At 40.6% G+C, this 17,598-nt stretch carries 17 protein-coding genes; 7 read left to right on the forward strand and 10 right to left on the reverse strand.

All coding sequences use genetic code 11. The annotated features are described in order from the left end of the window. Nucleotides 1-42: 42 nt before the first annotated feature. Together PISS_RS12920 and PISS_RS12925 are read right to left on the reverse strand one after the other, a co-directional pair. Nucleotides 43-972 (reverse strand): porin, encoded by a 930-nt coding sequence (locus PISS_RS12920; protein ID WP_033102554.1) that lies wholly within the window; start codon nucleotides 970-972, stop codon nucleotides 43-45. Nucleotides 973-1,135: 163 nt separating this feature from the next. Next, complete coding sequence (locus PISS_RS12925; RefSeq protein WP_013465823.1) at nucleotides 1,136-2,005, reverse strand: LysR family transcriptional regulator; 870 nt, start codon at nucleotides 2,003-2,005, stop codon at nucleotides 1,136-1,138. Nucleotides 2,006-2,094: 89 nt separating this feature from the next. On the opposite strand from PISS_RS12925, the gene PISS_RS12930 reads away from it, so the two are divergent. Then, nucleotides 2,095-2,469 carry a MaoP family protein gene (locus PISS_RS12930; RefSeq protein ID WP_008110628.1) on the forward strand — a complete coding sequence of 125 codons (375 nt, stop codon included), beginning with the start codon at nucleotides 2,095-2,097 and terminating at the stop codon, nucleotides 2,467-2,469. Between the two features lie 86 nt (nucleotides 2,470-2,555). Continuing rightward, on the forward strand, nucleotides 2,556-3,788 hold the full coding sequence (locus PISS_RS12935; RefSeq protein ID WP_058155226.1) for a GGDEF domain-containing response regulator: 1,233 nt from the start codon (nucleotides 2,556-2,558) through the stop codon (nucleotides 3,786-3,788). A 5-nt stretch (nucleotides 3,789-3,793) separates the two neighbouring features. Here PISS_RS12935 and rarD read toward each other — a convergent pair whose 3' ends face one another. Together rarD and PISS_RS12945 are read right to left on the reverse strand one after the other, a co-directional pair. Further along, nucleotides 3,794-4,714, reverse strand: a complete 921-nt coding sequence (gene rarD, locus PISS_RS12940) for an EamA family transporter RarD (protein WP_058155227.1) — start codon at nucleotides 4,712-4,714, stop codon at nucleotides 3,794-3,796. A 51-nt stretch (nucleotides 4,715-4,765) separates the two neighbouring features. After that, nucleotides 4,766-5,221, reverse strand: coding sequence for a thioesterase family protein (locus PISS_RS12945; protein WP_028835656.1), 456 nt, complete (start codon nucleotides 5,219-5,221; stop codon nucleotides 4,766-4,768). 151 nt (nucleotides 5,222-5,372) lie between these two features. On the opposite strand from PISS_RS12945, the gene recQ reads away from it, so the two are divergent. The 4 genes from recQ (at nucleotide 5,373) to PISS_RS12965 (ending at nucleotide 9,976) form a co-directional block, all read left to right on the forward strand. Further along, on the forward strand, nucleotides 5,373-7,196 hold the full coding sequence (recQ, locus tag PISS_RS12950; RefSeq protein WP_058155228.1) for a DNA helicase RecQ: 1,824 nt from the start codon (nucleotides 5,373-5,375) through the stop codon (nucleotides 7,194-7,196). Nucleotides 7,197-7,203: 7 nt separating this feature from the next. Then, nucleotides 7,204-7,488, forward strand: coding sequence for a DUF3630 family protein (locus tag PISS_RS12955; protein WP_008110618.1), 285 nt, complete (start codon nucleotides 7,204-7,206; stop codon nucleotides 7,486-7,488). Nucleotides 7,489-7,616: 128 nt separating this feature from the next. Next, nucleotides 7,617-9,335, forward strand: a complete 1,719-nt coding sequence (locus tag PISS_RS12960) for a POTRA domain-containing protein (protein ID WP_058155229.1) — start codon at nucleotides 7,617-7,619, stop codon at nucleotides 9,333-9,335. Nucleotides 9,336-9,400: 65 nt separating this feature from the next. Then, nucleotides 9,401-9,976: a mechanosensitive ion channel domain-containing protein gene (locus PISS_RS12965; RefSeq protein ID WP_013465831.1), complete on the forward strand. Its 576-nt coding sequence runs from the start codon at nucleotides 9,401-9,403 to the stop codon at nucleotides 9,974-9,976. A gap of 98 nt (nucleotides 9,977-10,074) precedes the next feature. On the opposite strand, the gene PISS_RS12970 is transcribed toward PISS_RS12965, so the two are convergent. From PISS_RS12970 to PISS_RS12980, 3 genes are all read right to left on the reverse strand, one after another. Further along, the gene (locus PISS_RS12970) at nucleotides 10,075-11,133 is read right to left on the reverse strand and encodes a succinylglutamate desuccinylase/aspartoacylase family protein (RefSeq protein ID WP_008110612.1); all 1,059 of its coding nucleotides are present in this window, start codon (nucleotides 11,131-11,133) and stop codon (nucleotides 10,075-10,077) included. Continuing rightward, on the reverse strand, nucleotides 11,120-12,025 hold the full coding sequence (gene rimK / locus PISS_RS12975) for a 30S ribosomal protein S6--L-glutamate ligase (RefSeq protein WP_008110610.1): 906 nt from the start codon (nucleotides 12,023-12,025) through the stop codon (nucleotides 11,120-11,122). Before rimK ends, PISS_RS12970 begins: the two co-directional genes overlap by 14 nt. Before the next feature lie 66 nt (nucleotides 12,026-12,091). Beyond that, nucleotides 12,092-12,514, reverse strand: coding sequence for an ATP-dependent zinc protease family protein (locus tag PISS_RS12980; protein ID WP_008110607.1), 423 nt, complete (start codon nucleotides 12,512-12,514; stop codon nucleotides 12,092-12,094). A 528-nt stretch (nucleotides 12,515-13,042) separates the two neighbouring features. Between PISS_RS12980 and zntB the strand changes: the two genes are divergently transcribed. After that, entirely contained in the window at nucleotides 13,043-14,014 is a 972-nt protein-coding gene (gene zntB, locus PISS_RS12985; protein WP_058155230.1) for a zinc transporter ZntB, read from the forward strand. A gap of 67 nt (nucleotides 14,015-14,081) precedes the next feature. Here the strand turns inward: zntB and rraB are convergent, their stop codons facing one another. From rraB to parC, 3 genes are all read right to left on the reverse strand, one after another. Beyond that, a complete protein-coding gene (gene rraB, locus PISS_RS12990; protein WP_008110603.1) occupies nucleotides 14,082-14,417 on the reverse strand; it encodes a ribonuclease E inhibitor RraB in 336 nt (111 codons plus the stop codon). Next, nucleotides 14,417-15,130 (reverse strand): 1-acylglycerol-3-phosphate O-acyltransferase, encoded by a 714-nt coding sequence (locus PISS_RS12995; protein WP_029610024.1) that lies wholly within the window; start codon nucleotides 15,128-15,130, stop codon nucleotides 14,417-14,419. Before PISS_RS12995 ends, rraB begins: the two co-directional genes overlap by 1 nt. A gap of 166 nt (nucleotides 15,131-15,296) precedes the next feature. Continuing rightward, a complete protein-coding gene (gene parC / locus PISS_RS13000; RefSeq protein WP_013465834.1) occupies nucleotides 15,297-17,594 on the reverse strand; it encodes a DNA topoisomerase IV subunit A in 2,298 nt (765 codons plus the stop codon). Nucleotides 17,595-17,598: the final 4 nt, after the last annotated feature.

Genomic DNA, 17,598 nt, shown 5'->3' on the forward strand with positions numbered 1-17,598 from the left:
AACTGAGTGCGGTTAAAAGGGAGTGTTTTAACTAAGGTTTAGTTAAAACTTATATTCCATACCTAAACCTAGGTAATCTTGGTCAACATTGTTGTCCATATCAAAGCTTGAGTAAAAGCCAAATACTTTAAGGTTTTTGTTTAGCTTATGGTCAACACCTACCGATACCGCGCTTTTATCATCGCTGTCATCAAAATCCATTGTTTGGTATTGCACTTTGAAAGTGTTGCTACCCATAAGGTAAGCTGCATTCACTAAGTAACCGTCAGCCTCAGCGCTGCCATCTACTTTTTCTTGTGTTTGGTACATTGCGCCAAGTCTAAAATCTTCAATTTTACCTTGAACTGTTGCACGCACTACATCGTAACCATTTACTTCGCTATCAGCAGCAATGGCAGCATATACTGCGCTCTTTTTAAGGCCTGCATCACCGTAAGTTAACGCCACTGAGTAGCCATTTTTGGCATCTACGTCGTCTTCTGCAATAAATGACGCTAATACTTTAAAACCTTCATATGAGTTTGAAGCATAAGATACTGAGTTACCTAAACGATTTTCACCTTTAAAGGTATTTTTTATATCACCTTCAAGATCGTTGAAAAGATCTAGTTTCCCCTGCGCTTGCTTAAGCGCGGTGTCGTTGCGGCCTATTACAACCTGACCAAATCCGCCTTTAAAGCCCACATATTGATTACGCGCTGAAATATTGTCGTCATCACCTTTAGAATCGGCATCAGACACATCAACCTGAAATTCAAACTTATAAACCGCTTCTAAACCGTCTGAAATTTTTTCAGACCCTTTAAGTCCGAAACGAGATGCATTACTTTTAATTTCAGTAAACGATCCTTCACCATCGTCAGATGATTGAACGGTTACATTTGCTTTACCGTAAATATCTACCTCTGCAAGTGCATTAAAAGATAAACCGCTAAGTAGGGCTAAGCATAAGCTCGATTTTGCAAATTTCATGTTATTTCCTCGATAATCACAATAGACTAATTTTTAAAACAGCAGCAGTGTGTCACCACTAAATGACAAAAATATTACAAAGGACACATTTTTGTCTTTTTAAGTTAATAAAACTGCATTAAATCTGAAATCAAAATAACATGTAAAATAAACTGCCTACCGACTACTTACTTTGTTTCAATAAACTCGGTGTCATTTGCGACAACAAATTAACCAAGGTTTCTATCAACTCTTTCTGTTCGTTATCTCTATGATAGGCAACAAATACATCTCTTGAGGTATTTTCTACCCCTTTTACATGAAAAAGTTCGCCTTTTTCTAAATGATCTTTAACTAATACCTGTGGAATAAACGCACTACCGCCACATTGCAGTATTAAATCAAGCGCTATACGCCCTGTACTGGTTCTAAAATAAGGCGGTGTTTTACCGGTAAACTGACGCGCATGCCAAAGAGAAAACGTGGTTCCCCAATCAACATACACATATTGATTATCAAAAAAGTTATCACTGGTTGCCGTATCGTAACCACTCACCGGAATAATAGGCAATTCACAAATACGTTCAACCACAAGTTCATCAACTTTAGGAGGATCAAATAAAATAGCTAAATCAAGCGTACGCTCCAACAATAAGCGAGTGCTTTCTTGTTGCGCTTTCACTTCTGCCACCAGCGATACACCAGGCATTGCCGATACAATATTTGTAATACCAAACTGTAAAAATGCATCCCAAATATTAGGCGTACCTGCTAAGCTAATTTGCTTATGCATATTATCTGCAAGTGCAACATCCACTTTGGCTCTTTGCATCCCAGTAATAATCATTTGCGCATGCGGTAACAAACGCTCACCTGGGGCGGTGAGTTGAATATTATTACGCTGACGAATAAATAAATTTACGCCTAAGCCCTGCTCTAATTGGCGAATTCTAAAACTCACCGCAGACTGCGTTATGTATAGGTTTTCTGCCGCTTTACCAAAATGGCGAGTACGCACCACTTCAACAAATGTTTTTAATAAATCTATGTCCAATTTTTTATCCTCACGATAAAAATTTTTTGTTTAAAAAAATAGCGATTATGTCCCATACTCCAGCTAATAATTGGTATGAGGGTACAGCTATGAGCAATGATATTTCACTACTTCGTCAAGCATTCGTAAGTCAACGTCAATTTTATGATGACCAAAACTTTCCACGCGGATTTAGCCGCAGCGGACACTTTACCCTGTTAGAGGCAAGTATTTTAGAACAGCACGGTGTTGTTTTAAAAAGCCTGTATAACAAAACAGTTGAGCCACAAAACGAACATCAGCAACAATTTGTAAATGCTGTCAGTGGCATAATAGAGCCAAGTAACCCAATTGAGCGAGCATGGGTTAAATATTTAAAGTTAACAACCTGCAAAACAAAATTCCATACATTATTTGGACGCTCAAAAATTTCAGGGCCAACACCAATAAGCCAAGATTATTATTCTGAGGCAGACAATCTATAAGTCACTACAATAGTTGCTTTTTGGCGTTTTAGCAGTTACAACTTGTATAAGCAAACAATTTTGCAAAATTTAAACAAGGCTGTTACGTGACGCACAGAATACTTATTGTTGAAGACACTCCTACTATTGCGCGAGTGCAAAAGCATATCGCGCAAAAAGTCGGCTACGAGGTTGATATTGCTCAATCCTTGGCTGAGACTAAAGAGCTTATAAGTAAGCACCATTATTTTTGCGCAGTGGTCGACTTTATATTACCTGACGCGCCACAAGGTGAAGCTGTTCCATGCACCATTGCAGCAGATATTCCTACCATAGTGATGACAGGCAATATCGATAAGCATACCCGTGACACCGTTGAAAAATACCCCATTATTGATTACATCATTAAAGGCAATAAACAAGCCTACGAGTATTTAGAAAAGCAGCTTTACCGCCTGCCCCGTAATAAGCATGTAAAAGTATTGGTTGTTGATGACTCTGCGTCAACACGCCAATACATATGTAGTTTATTAACACGTCACAAATATCAAATATTACAAGCAGCCGATGGCCTAGAGGCGCTTAAAGAGCTTGAAATCACCCCCGATATTTCTGTGATTATTACCGACAAAGAAATGCCTAATATGGGCGGTATTGAGCTGTGTAATGAAATTAGACGCATTTATAGTAATAACGAAAAAGCCATTATTGGTATTTCAGGCGCTACTTCGTCTAATTTATCTGCCTTATTTTTAAAAAATGGAGCAAATGACTATTTATACAAACCATTTAACAGTGAAGAATTTTACTGCCGGTTAAGTCAAAACGTCGATATGCTAGAGCATATCGAAACTATAAAACGACAAGCCAATACAGATTACTTAACTAAACTCCCTAATCGTCGTTACTTTTTTGAAGAGGCTAACAAGTCATTAAAGCAGTTTAAAAAAGCAAAAGCACCAGCCATGTTAGCTATGCTTGATATTGACCATTTTAAAGCTATTAATGATACCTATGGCCATGATGCCGGAGATGAAGTGCTTAAAGGGCTGGCGGTATGCTTTAATAAATATTTTGAAAACCAATTGGTTGCCCGTTTAGGCGGAGAAGAATTTGCGGTATTTTTTACTGAACTGACCGAGCAAGAAGCACTAAAACGACTAGAAAGTTTTCGATTATTTATTGAGCTTAATAGCCATGAGTTTAGCCAAGCACAAATCAAGTTTACGCTGTCGATAGGCTTCAGCCACAGTGAAACCTATCAAATTGACGAACTATTAAAACAAGCCGACTTAAAGCTCTACAAAGCCAAAGAGTCGGGGCGTAATAAAGTGGTTTAGTTTAACTAAACCACACCTGAGGCGACAATGGCTGCTTTTCTGCGTTTACGCGACTGATGGTATGAATCCCAACTAAAAATAGCCAGTGCACTCCAAATACACGCAAAGGTAATTACACGCTCAGCATCAAACACTTCACCATAAAACACCACTGCTAAAATAAACATTAAGCTAGGCCCTATGTACTGAAAAAACCCAAGCGTAGTGTATTGCAATCGCTTAGCCGCGCCGGTAAAACACAGCAATGGTAGCGTAGTCACTATACCTGCACTTACTAATAGCGCATTAGTTAGCCAATCATTCGCTGGTAAATTAGACGTTTCAGTCGGCACCATTAACCACCAATAGGTCAGTGCCACCGGTAATAATATTAATGCCTCAATTAAAATCCCAGGCAGGGCATCAACCTGTAGTTTTTTACGTAATAGGCCATATAACGCAAAAGAAGTCGCTAACGAAAATGCCACAACCGGAAATGAACCAAAACTAATTAACTGTAATAAAACACCTGTAAAAGCCAAGGCAACAGCAGCTCCTTGCAACTTACGTAACCGCTCGTTTAAAAACACCATACCAAGTAATACATTTAACAAAGGATTGATATAGTAGCCTAAGCTGGCATCTAGCATGTGATTGTTATTAATAGCCCATATAAACAACCCCCAGTTAAACCCCAATAAGGTCGAGGTAACAACTAGCATCAGAATTAATTTAGGTTGGATTAAAATGCGTTTAATTTTATCCCAGTAGTTGAGCACACTCACCACCAAAATAAGAAACATCACTGACCAAATAACACGATGCATTAAAATTTCAAATGCTGATACATGTTGGATCATCTTAAAATAAATGGGTGCTAGGCCCCACATAAAAAAGGCGAGGCAGGCAAAAATGGCGCCCTTTCGCTGCTCGGTATCAATCGACATAGTAACCACTTGATGATTTAAAAGGCCGTAAGTTTAACCCCCTCTCACTTTTTAGCCAACTAAATACGTGCCCGTTCCAAACGCTATTTGTACCGACTGCTCGTTATGTAACTCCATCCGGCACACGCACACTTTATTTCCTGAGCGAATAAGTGTGGCGCTGGCAATAAATACCTCCCCTTTACCTGGGCGTAAATAATCAGTACGTAAATCTATGGTGCCCAGTGTTGCTAACTTTTTATGCACACTGGGTAAGTCGGCATCGTCTAGTTTTCCTATTACACTTGCTGCAGCAAGCATTCCGCCTACATTGTCGAGCACCGCAGAAATCACTCCACCGTGAAGAATCTTTTGCGCCGGATTACCAATTAATACGTCTTGCCAAGGAAATGATATTTTAGCTTGTTCAGTACTAAGTGACTCTACTGCTATTTTTAAAAACTGGTTAAAGGGCATGTTATTAACAAACAGCGCCCCTACTTGATCGATCAACATTTCTTTATTCATTGTTATTCTCTATGTTTACAGTGGTACGATGAGTAAAGCACAGCTTGAGGCTATTGTAACCCCCTGCAGATTTTAGTTTATCACTACAGATGTGTGTACCAAGTAATGAAAGCTAAAGACATCCTGATAAAAAACCACTAAAATAGCGCCGATGAATACACTAACTCCTTCTCCTAATACGCTTGTGCGTAAACCCGAAACTGTACTCAAACAAGTGTTTGGTTACAGTGAATTTCGCGACGGTCAAAGTGCAGTAATTGATGCCGCTATTAATGGCCAAGATTCATTAGTATTACTGCCCACCGGTGGTGGTAAATCGGTGTGTTACCAAATACCCGCGTTGGTATTAGAGGGAGTCACCATTGTTATTTCTCCGCTGATTTCTTTAATGCAAGATCAAGTCACCCAGTTACAAGCACTGGGAGTTAGGGCCGCTTATGTCAATAACAGCCTAGCTCGCGAAGAACAACAATTAGTGTATCAGCAATTGCATCAAGGGCTGATAAAGCTACTTTATGTAGCTCCTGAAAAAGTGCTACAACGCGACTTTTTAGAGCGGCTCTCTCATTTGAATGTGAGCTTGTTTGCTATTGATGAAGCACACTGTGTTTCTCATTGGGGTCACGATTTTAGACCGCATTATTTTCGTTTAAATGAGCTTAAACAACGCTTTGCACATGTGCCTATGATGGCACTCACTGCCACTGCCGATAAAGCGACTCGCTTTGATATTGTTGAGCAACTCAAGCTACAACAGCCCTACATTCATACCGGCAGTTTTGATCGCCCTAATATTCGTTACACCATAGAAGAAAAATTTAAACCTATGGTGCAATTACTGCGTTATTTAAAAGAGCAAAAAAATCAAAGTGGTATTATTTATTGCACCAGTCGTAAACGTGTTGATGATATAGCTGAAAAGCTTGCTGATGCAGGCCTTAATGCTGCCGCTTACCATGCGGGAATGAGTAACGAGCAACGTCAGTTTGTGCAAACCGGATTTGCCCGTGACGATATTCAAATTGTGGTTGCCACCGTTGCCTTTGGTATGGGAATTAACAAGCCTAACGTACGCTTTGTTCTGCATTACGACATTCCAAAAAGTATTGAAGCTTATTACCAAGAAACAGGCCGTGCTGGACGAGATGGACTGGCTGCAGAGGCCATCATGTATTTTGACCCTGCCGATATAGGCCGAGTTAGACGCTTTTTTGAAGATATTGACGATGAACAACGCCGCCGCGTAGAAGAGCAGCGCTTTAATGCCATGGCCAGCTTTGCCGAAGCACAAACGTGTCGTCGTCAAATATTATTGAACTACTTTAGTGAGTACCAACGCGAGCCCTGTGGGAACTGTGACATTTGCTTAAATCCACCTAAAAGTTTTGATGGCACATTAGTCGCACAGCAAGCGCTTTCATGTGTGTATCGCGCGCAACAACGATTTGGGTTAGGTTACATTGTAGAGTTATTACGCGGCGCGAATACTAGCCGCATTCGTGATAACAATCACCATGAACTTAGTACCTATGGCATAGGTAAAGATAAAAGCAGTGAATTTTGGCTTAGTATTTTACGCCAACTTATTCATCAAGGGCTATTAAGCCAAGATATAACCCAAGGCGCTTCATTGCGTTTAACTGAAGCTGCACGCGCTATTTTAAAAGGTGAATATGCGCTGCAATTGGCCGAGCCTCGCTTACAAGCTAAACACGTTTATCAGGATAAGTTAGCGCAGTTTAATTACGATAAAAAACTATTCGCTCGCCTGCGTGCATTGCGTAAAGAGTTAGCCGATGCCGATGATGTGCCGCCTTATGTAGTATTTAACGATAAAACGCTAGCCGAAATGGCGCAGCTTATGCCCACTAACGACAGTGAATTTTTAAAAGTGTCGGGGGTTGGTTTTACTAAATTAAACAAGTATGGCGGTGAGTTTTTAACCGCAATTCGACATTACCTAGCAACGCAATAAGCCCCTTATGACCGAACTTGAATACGATCACACACATCAATGTATTATTATTAAACCGACAGAGCTGCCGCACGATGAAGACTTTGAATTGTGGGGAACGTTATTTTTGCACAGCGATGAAATTAGCATTAATGAGTATGCCGCTGGGGCAGATCGTCATCAACTGCGTTTTAACTATGCTAACCACACATTTAATTTAAATTTTGAGCATTACAGCCAAAGTGTGTGGATTAATGGTGAAGGACAAGATGCCGACAACCTATTGGCAGCGTTAACATTTTATTTAACTTAAATGCATAGCTAATACCTTATAATCGCTATAAAAATAAAACTAAATCTGTCTTTTACTTACATATCAATAACAATGATGTAAGCTAAGAGTAAGTGTTTTATTTTGCAAAATAGCGCTAAAGAGGGTCAATGTTAAATAGAAAATGGATTGCACGTAGTTGTTTTAGCCTTTCTATTTCGAGTATGTTTATGCTCAGCGTTTGCGCGCAAGAAGCGCCACTAGCCCAAAGCTGCCCTAGTGACGACTCATCACAAACTCATGAAAATAATTTGCGTCGTCAAATTACATCTCAAACTCCAACACTCACAGCACAAAGTAACACTAAAATTGCCTCCATTACTTTGCAACAGCTTAATGTATTTAATACTGAACTAGAGGCTGAAAACAATGCATTATTTCGTTTTGCCAATCGGGCGCACATACAAACCGAGCCTGAGGTAATTAAGAGTATTTTACTGTTTAAGTCAGGCGATACCTTTAATCCAAAAGCGCTGGCCGAATCTGAGCGGTTACTGAGAAAACAAAGTTATTTATATGATGCACAAATTATTGCTGACGAAAATTGTGATGGAAATATTGATGTAACAGTAATTACTCGAGACTTATGGACTTTACTGCCCGAACTTAGTTTTAGCCGTAGTGGTGGTGAAAATAAATCAAGTATTGGTTTTCGCGAATCTAACTTATTTGGTTGGGGCAAACGGTTATCGTTTGCACGTAAAACAGACAGTGACCGAAATGGTTATTTATTTGTTTACGATGATCCTAATATCTTATCAACTCGCTACCGAGGGCGTTTAGAGTATGCCGACAACAGCGACGGTAAAAGTCATTTAGTTGAACTAACCTACCCGTTTTATGCCATCGATACGCCCTATAGTTATGGCGCCTTGAGTTACTCAACCCAACGAGAAGAAGCCTTATACATCAGAGGTGAAAAGTTTAGTGAGTTTGAACAAAAAACCGACCTAAACCAGGTGTTTTTTGGCCATTCTAAAGCCCTTAGTCATAACTGGACCCAGCGCTTGAGCCTTGGTTATATTGATGAGCAACACACTTTCAAAGCGATTGATTCTACCACTACAGCAGTGGCTGAAAACAGAAGCTTAAGTTACCCCTACATCAGCGGCCATTGGTTTGAAGATAACTTTATAAAAGTACGTAACTTTGACAGTATTTATCGTACTGAGGATTTAAATTTAGGCTGGAATATCAAAGCCACCCTGGGCTACTCCGATGAATCAATGAGTAACGACGATAGCCGCGCTGTGTACTCGTTTAATTTTAACAAAGCCCATTTTAGCACTAACCATACCCTTTGGCGTTTTCATGCAGATATTCAAGGCTATTGGAATAACGAGAAAAAACAGCTCGAAAACTTGCTCACTACTAGCCAAATTCAATATTATTTAAATACCAGTATTGATCAATCTTGGTATGTAAAAGCAAGGCTGCAATACGCAAAAAACCTCACTAATGATAAACAGCTCACCCTAGGGGGCGAAACTGGACTTCGTGGCTATCCTATGGAATTTCAACATGGGGATCGGAGTTTTTTAGTCAGTTTAGAAAAGCGCTATTACTGGGAATATGACTTACTACAGCTGTTTAAAGTGGGAGGGGCGGCCTTTTTAGATATTGGTCGAGCTTGGTATAACAACGACTCGAACACTCAGTATCAAGTTGAGAACACCCCAGTGCTAAAAAATGTGGGCTTAGGTTTGCGCCTTGCGCCAAGTCGTGCCAATGCGGGTACCATGATCCACCTTGATATAGCCGCGCCGCTAAATAAATATGATGATGTTGACTCGGTACAATGGCTGCTCAGCGTCAAAAATTCTTTTTAAAATCACTACTGCGCGCCTACGTTAAACGTTACACTTTGCGCCTATCATTATTGTGAGAGTACATTTTGGAATTAATCACCCTTTTAGAGCTTTTGGGCACACAATATAAACTTATCGTGACCGTGATTGCCCTTTTGAGCTTTCCGCTACTATTAAAAGTAACTAAAAAATTACTCGAAAAAGCTATCAGAGGTAAAATCGATTTACACCGAAAGTACCGTGCAGAGCTACTACTAAAAATAATACTCGCCTTTGTGATGCTGTGTTTAGTATTAGTTTTTTGGGGAATAGAACTGCGTGGTTTACTGGTATTAGGCTCTTCTTTATTTGCCATGCTAGGCGTTGCACTCTTTGCGGCATGGTCATTGCTGAGTAACTTAACCGCGTTTTTACTGATGTTTATTCAAAATGACTGCCGTGTAGGTTATTGGGTAAGAATTGTGGATGGAGCCAACGCCATTGAAGGGCGTATTATTGAAATGGGGCTGATGAATGTCTTACTCGAACACGTTGATGGCCACAGAGTGATTTACCCTAATAACTTATTTGTTACCCGCCCGGTGTTAGTGCTTAATACGGAGCCTAAACCAACAAAAGCGCCTAAAATTAAACGCATTATTGGCCCTAAACCGCGTAGCTAAACAACACCTATTAAAAAACCGCGTTAGCTTAAAACTAAGGCGGTTTTTTATATCTACAGATAGAGTCATATCAATTCACTTAATTGAGCAAATTGGTATTAATTATTTAGTTCAGCCGTTTTCAGCTCATCATCTAAATCATTTATCTCATCAATAAACGTTTCTAACTGCTGCTCTACCAAACTATTTGCATGCGCAAAATAAGCAATATGGAATACGGCATCGCCTTCATTTACCAGTGGCATGGTCTGCTGGCCAATAATAATACCGCTTCGAGGAGCAAGGAGTTCAAGTTCTGAATCGCCAAGCGGACTGCTAATATAAGCAAGCACTTGGCCTTTCATTACTCGCTCACCTAACGATACTTGCGCTCTTACTATGCCGTCTACTTCAGCACGTACCCAACTAGTTGAACTTGCAATCACAGGATCAGGCAGTTTTTTAGGGCGTTTACCGCGTATCATTTTTAAATGTCGCATAACATAATCAACCCCTTGCACGCCTGCAGCAATCGCAATAGGGTCAAAGCGTAGTGCTTCACCCGCCTCATAAGTAATAACAGGTATACCTAAATTAGCGGCTTCACTACGCAGCGAGCCATTACGTAATGACGCATCTATAACCGCAGGCGTACCAAAGGCTTTAGCCATTTGCGCTGTTGCTTCATCGGCTAAATTAGCGCGAATTTGCGGTAAGTTAGTACGGTGAATCGCCCCCGTATGCAAATCAATAATATGCGTACAATGCACAGCTACTTGGTTAAAAAACATATACGCCATGCGACCTGCTAATGAACCACGCTCAGACCCCGGAAAACTTCGGTTCATATCACGGCGATCGGGCAGATAACGCGATTTATGAATAAAACCAAATACATTCACAATCGGAACCGCAATTAATGTACCACGAAGCTGATTAGGGTCGATTTTAGCCAGTAACTGGCGCACAACCTCAACCCCATTTAGTTCGTCGCCGTGTATAGCCGCACACACCATCAATACAGGGCCTTCCATTACACCGTTAACCACTTCAATAGGAATATTAAGCGGTGAATGGGTGTAAAGCTTTGCAGCTTCTAGCGCGAGTGTTTTACGTTCACCTACACCAATACTTTCACCTAATAGGGTGAAAGGTCGGTTAATTTTAACCTTTGCCACGAGTTGCCGTTCCTTTACTTGCAGCATTTTTCTCGATGAAATCAATCACCATGCCCGCAATGTCTTTACCTGTTGCCACTTCAATCCCTTCAAGACCTGGCGATGAATTTACTTCCATAACCAAAGGACCACGAGATGAGCGAAGTAGGTCAACGCCAGCAACGTTTAAGCCCATTGCTTTTGCCGCTGCAACCGCTGTTTTACGCTCTTCTGGCGTAATACGCACCAATGTAGCGCTACCACCACGGTGAAGGTTTGAGCGGAACTCACCTTCTTGTGCTTGACGTTTCATTGCAGCAATCACTTTATCTCCGAGTACAAAGCAACGAATATCCGCACCACCCGCTTCTTTAATATATTCTTGTACCATGATATTGGCTTTTAAACCCATAAACGCTTCAATAACACTTTCAGCCGCTTTACGTGTTTCAGCAAGTACCACACCAATACCTTGAGTGCCCTCAAGTAGCTTAATAACGACCGGTGCGCCACCTACCATTTCGAGTAAGTCTTTTACGTCATCTGGCTTGCTAGCAAAGCCTGTTACTGGCATGCCTACGCCTTTGCGTGATAATAATTGTAGAGAACGTAATTTATCGCGCGAACGAGAAATAGCCACAGATTCATTAACCGGATAAACACCCATCATTTCAAACTGGCGTAATACAGAACAGCCATAAAAAGTAACTGATGCGCCAATACGCGGAACAATGGCATCAAAATCTTTTAGGTTTTCGCCGCGGTAATGGATTTCAGGTTGATCTGAGTTTATATTCATATAACAACGTAGCGCGTTAATCACTTTTACTTCATGACCACGTTGCTCAGCCGCTTCAATTAAACGACGCGTTGAATATAAATTTTTGTTGCGAGATAAAATACCAATTTTCATAGTTAAAACCTTAACTAAATTATGTTGAGCAAGCACATATAAGTATGTTTGCTACTCAACGAATTCTTATAATAAATGTGATAAAGCCGGATCAACGACTATACGATTTTCCATAGCTGTGCGTCCTAATAACATTCTAAACTTCATTGACGCACGACTTGTTAATGTAATTTCTATTGGCCAACTAAATTCGCCAGCATGTAATGTAGTTTCAATAAAGTAACGCAGTTCTTTTTGGCCACTAGAGCTGGTAACGTACTTCATTTTTTTAACTTTGGCATTGCAGGTGATTTGCGTTTGCTCGTCTTCTTGCAATGGTTGGGCTATAAATTTAACCCATTTTTCGCCTTCCACTTCATATTCTTCAATATTAATTGCATGAATACAGGAAGTACGTGCACCGGTATCTATTTTTGCTTTAATTTGCTCGATGCCCAGCTCGGGTAAACTCAACCACTCACGCCAACCAACTGTTATTTTTGTCGTCATAAATGTGCCCTTAGTAAAAAAAGTGTTTTATACGCTACAGCAAATAAAACACCAACAAAATAAATTAATCTACTCGATAAGCCGATTTGATTGACCTTTTAAGTTAACTCGTTTAACAATGCAGCTCTTACGTATGCATTTAACCATAGGCTAAAACATAAGTTTTTGTTGTTAAACTCAGTTTAACATATACAAAGTAAAGCTAAATTTTATTTAACTAGGGTCTGTTGACCTTTACGAATTAATATTTGTTCAAACTAGGGGCAATTTAATCGCGGCGCGAGGTTTGTAACCTAGTGGGCTAAGTAAAAATCGAGCAACAAAGAGTTAATTGCCCCTAGGCAGAACCCTTCGGACAGCGCCTATTTGGCATTGATGTTGTGTTATCGCCTATTTATGGGGAATAACCACACTCTGCCTTGCCTAAATACCAAATAGACTGCTGCAAATTTAACCTTGAAAGATAAACAGATCCTAAATACATTACAGTTAACTGTATTGAAAATATACTATCGATGAGAAATTATTATGATTAATGGCTTACTTCATGCGCTTATTCTTGATGAAAAAGGCGGTGCACACCCCATAGAAAACAGCAAGCAATTACACCAATGGCAACCTACTGATGGAAAACTGTGGGTGCATATGGACTACAGCCAAACAGATGCGGTAGATTGGTTAAAAAACTGCGGGCTGTTAAACGACTATGAACTGGAATCACTCACTGCTGATGAAACGCGTCCACGAATAACGCCAACAACTAATGGCCATATGTTATTTTTACGCGGGATCAACTTAAACCCAGCACAAAGCCCTGAAGACATGGTATCTATTCGGTTATTTATAAATAACGATGTGGTGATCACCACGCGTAAGCGCCGATTATTATCAGTGCAAGATATTCTAGCCTCGTTGAATAATAATGAGGGGCCATGCAGTATTTCTGAATTGGTGTGTACATTAGCGCACAAGCTCACTTCACGTATGCAAACAGTAATTGATGAGCTAGATGAAAGCTTAGATGATTTTGAAGAGGAAATTGATGAGCCCAGTAAAAAGTTTGATAACCAAGGCTTGTCGCAACTTCGCCGTCAAACCATCGCGCTAAAACGTTACTTAAAACCACAAAAAGAAGCACTCAGTAGCATGGTTAATAATCATTACCCATGGCTTTTTGACGATGATAAAGCCAAGCTAAATGAAACCACCAATTTACTTATTCGCTATTTAGAAGAGCTCGATAGTTCAATAGAGCGCGCACTTGTTATCCAACAAACCATTACAAACCAAGTCTCTGAGCAACTAAATCAGCGGATGTATGTAATGTCGGTGGTGGCTGCTTTATTTTTACCGCTGGGCTTTTTAACTGGATTATTGGGGGTCAATGTCGGCGGTATACCTGGAACAGAAAGCCCCTATGCATTCACTGCATTTGTGGTGTTTTTAATTGTTTTAACTGGTGGGATTGGTATTTACTTTAAAAATAAAAAGTGGCTGTAATTACAATACAGATCCAATAAGACACAAAAAAGGCGAACATATTGTTCGCCTTTTGCATTGGTAATCCTTACTCTTGAAAGTAAGTGCCCCAACCGTCGTATTCAACATCGCATTCAACAGCAAGTTGCGCGAGTTTGTCAACGTCTTCCATTATCACGTCGACATCTAATTCGGCTTCAACAACAATGTCAAAACTCCAAATTTTTTCACCGTCTTCAAGCTCAAGTTCTGCTGGCTCTTCTACATCGTAACCTAGTTTAAACGCAGCCAATGCCGCTTGTTCTAACTTAGTAAAGTCTTCACATACAAAGTGGTGTTCTACTTCATAAAGAATTTCTGGATCGGAACCATCTTCAAGTAGTGAAGTTACGATGTCTTCACTTATTTCACGCCAGTTTTCCATTATTTCTCTCTCACTTGAGCATCTAATTCTGTTATTTTAGCAGCCATAATACTGTGCACACTTTTAGCATGTTCACGGGCACTGATACTGTTATCAAGTGCTATGGGGGCTAACATTTCAATGTAAATTGTACCATTATCCCAGCGATTTAGTTTAATGGTTTTATCGGTTGTGTTCATACATACTGGCACAACAGGCACCTCTGCACTCATTGCGGTATGAAATGCACCGGTTTTAAAGGGGAGTAAACCACGACCATAACTACGCGTCCCCTCAGGGAACATCCACACCGATAAGCCTTTTTGTTTTATTTTAGCCGCTGCTTTTGAGATTGTGCCAGCAGCTTTTGAACGATTTGAACGGTCGATTAAAATATTACCCGACAACCAATAAAGCTGCCCAAAAAATGGGATCCATTTAAGACTTTTTTTGCCAACGCTCACACAATTTTTTGGTACCATGGCTGGAATAGTAAATAAATCGTAGCTATTTTGATGATTCGCTACATACACAGCAGGCCCCACCTTAAGCGCATCGGGATGATATTTTAGTTCTAATTTAACCCCAAGCATTTTAGCCATTGAGCCAAACCAACTTGCAATAACGTGCACATTATTAGGATGAAATGGTCTAAATATTGATAACAACAAACCAAAAAAACAACTTAATAATATAAACAACAGCATTATTAAAATACGTATAACAGCTAGCAAGTGCGCCTCTCCAATATAACCACAATCATGTATTGCTTTATTATAACGTTATTTTGTTGCGCAGACGAGAAAATAGCGCACAAGCGTTCGCTGAAATAAAACAGTCATAAAAAAACGGCTTACCTAAGTAAGCCGTTATCTAGTTTAGTCTAATTTTCCGAGTGTTTTAACTTTGCTCAGTATCTGAATTTGGCTCATCAACTTGCTGCGGCGTCAACTCTACCACGGCTTCATCAACGCGCTGTAAACCACGAGGTAACTTGTTCCCTCTGCGGCCTCGCTCGCCATGGTAATGCTCAAGGTCGCTTGGTTTAAGCGTCAATTTACGCTTACCTGCATGCAGCGTAACACTGCTGCCTTGCGGCACAACAGCTAATACTTTTACAAACTCTTCGCGCGCTTGTACTTTAGCGCCCGGAATAGAAATAATCTTATTGCCCTTGCCTTTACCTAGCTTAGGTAAATCACGCAGTGGGAATAACAACATTCGTCCCTCGTTAGAAATTGCCATACAGTAATCACTGGCAACGTCATTCACGCGAATTGGCGAAAGTAACACACCACCTTTTGGCACACTCACTAAGGCTTTACCGTTTTTGTTTTTACTGACTAAATCTTTAAAGTCAGTAATAAAGCCATAACCGGCATCAGAAGCCATTAGCAATACCTGAGCGTCTTCACCCATAACTACGTGCTCAAAGCTTGCGCCTGAGGTTAAGTTAAAGCGCCCTGTCATAGGCTCGCCTTGGCTTCTTGCAGAAGGAAGGCTATGCGCATCGGTCGCAAATGCACGCCCTGCTGAATCTAAAAATACCGCAGGTTGATTACTTTTACCTCGCGCTGATGCTCTATAGCCATCACCGGCACGGTAATTTAACCCTTCTACATCTAAGTCATGACCCTTACCAACACGTGCCCAGCCTTTATCAGATAAAACAACAGTCACAGACTCTGAAGGGATTAAATCTTTTTCGCTCAGTGCTTTAGCTTCCACACGCTCAATAACAGGTGAGCGACGATCGTCACCATACATTTCTGCGGCTTCTTGAATTTCTTTTTTAAGCAACGTCGACATGCGACGGTCTGAGCCTAATGTTTGCTCTAATTTGTCACGCTCTTTGGCTAATTCGTCTTGCTCACCACGAATTTTAAACTCTTCAAGCTTTGCTAAATGGCGAAGTTTTAATTCTAAAATGGCTTCCGCTTGAATATCAGTTAACTCAAAGCGTTCCATTAATAATGGTTTAGGCTTATCTTCAGAGCGGATAATTTCTATAACTTCGTCAATATTTAAAAAGGCAGCAAGCAAGCCCTCTAAAATATGTAATCTTGCGAGTACTTTATCGAGTCGATATTGCAAACGACGACGCACTGTTTCACGTCTAAAGGTTAACCATTCAGTTAAAATACTACGTAAGTCTTTAACCTGTGGACGGCCATCTAAGCCCAGCATGTTTAAGTTTACGCGGTAATTTTTTTCAAGATCGGTTGTTGCAAATAAGTGCGCCATTAATGGCTCAGCTTTAATTCGGTTTGAACGCGGCACAATCACAATACGGGTTGGATTTTCGTGATCAGACTCATCACGTAAGTCAGCCACCATTGGTAACTTTTTAGCGTTCATTTGCGCTGCAATTTGCTCAAGTACTTTTGCACCCGAACATTGGTGCGGCAAAGCGGTAATGACGATATCGCCCTGCTCTTCACAATACACTGCACGCATTTTAATAGAGCCACGGCCGGTTTTATAAATTTTGTGAATATCAGCTTTAGGCGTAATTATTTCAGCATCGGTTGGGTAATCTGGCGCATGCACTAAATCCAGTAACTCTTCGAGCTCTGTTTTTGGCTTATCAAGTAATAAACAACAGGCACTGGCCACTTCACGCACATTATGCGGTGGTATATCGGTTGCCATACCCACAGCAATACCAGTTACCCCATTAAGTAATATATGCGGTAAGCGCGATGGCAACACTAAAGGCTCATCCATGGTGCCATCGAAGTTTGGCGTCCAATCAACGGTCCCTTGGCCTAATTCTTTGAGTAATACCTCAGAGAATTTAGATAAACGCGCTTCAGTGTAACGCATTGCCGCAAATGACTTAGGATCATCAGCTGCACCCCAGTTACCTTGCCCATCCACCAAGGGGTAGCGATAAGAGAACGGCTGCGCCATCAGTACCATGGCTTCATAACAGGCACTATCACCATGAGGATGGTATTTACCTAATACGTCACCCACGGTACGGGCTGATTTTTTGTATTTTGCATTTGCCGATAATCCCAACTCACTCATCGCATAGATAATACGACGTTGCACTGGTTTTAGGCCGTCACCAACGTGCGGTAAGGCACGATCCATGATCACGTACATTGAATAATTTAAATAGGCGTCTTCGGTAAAACGCCCCATTGTTTGTTGTTCAATTCCTTGCATTAGCAAGGTATCTGTATCACTCATTAAA

The organism is Pseudoalteromonas issachenkonii, from assembly GCF_002310795.1.
GTDB lineage: Bacteria > Pseudomonadota > Gammaproteobacteria > Enterobacterales > Alteromonadaceae > Pseudoalteromonas > Pseudoalteromonas tetraodonis.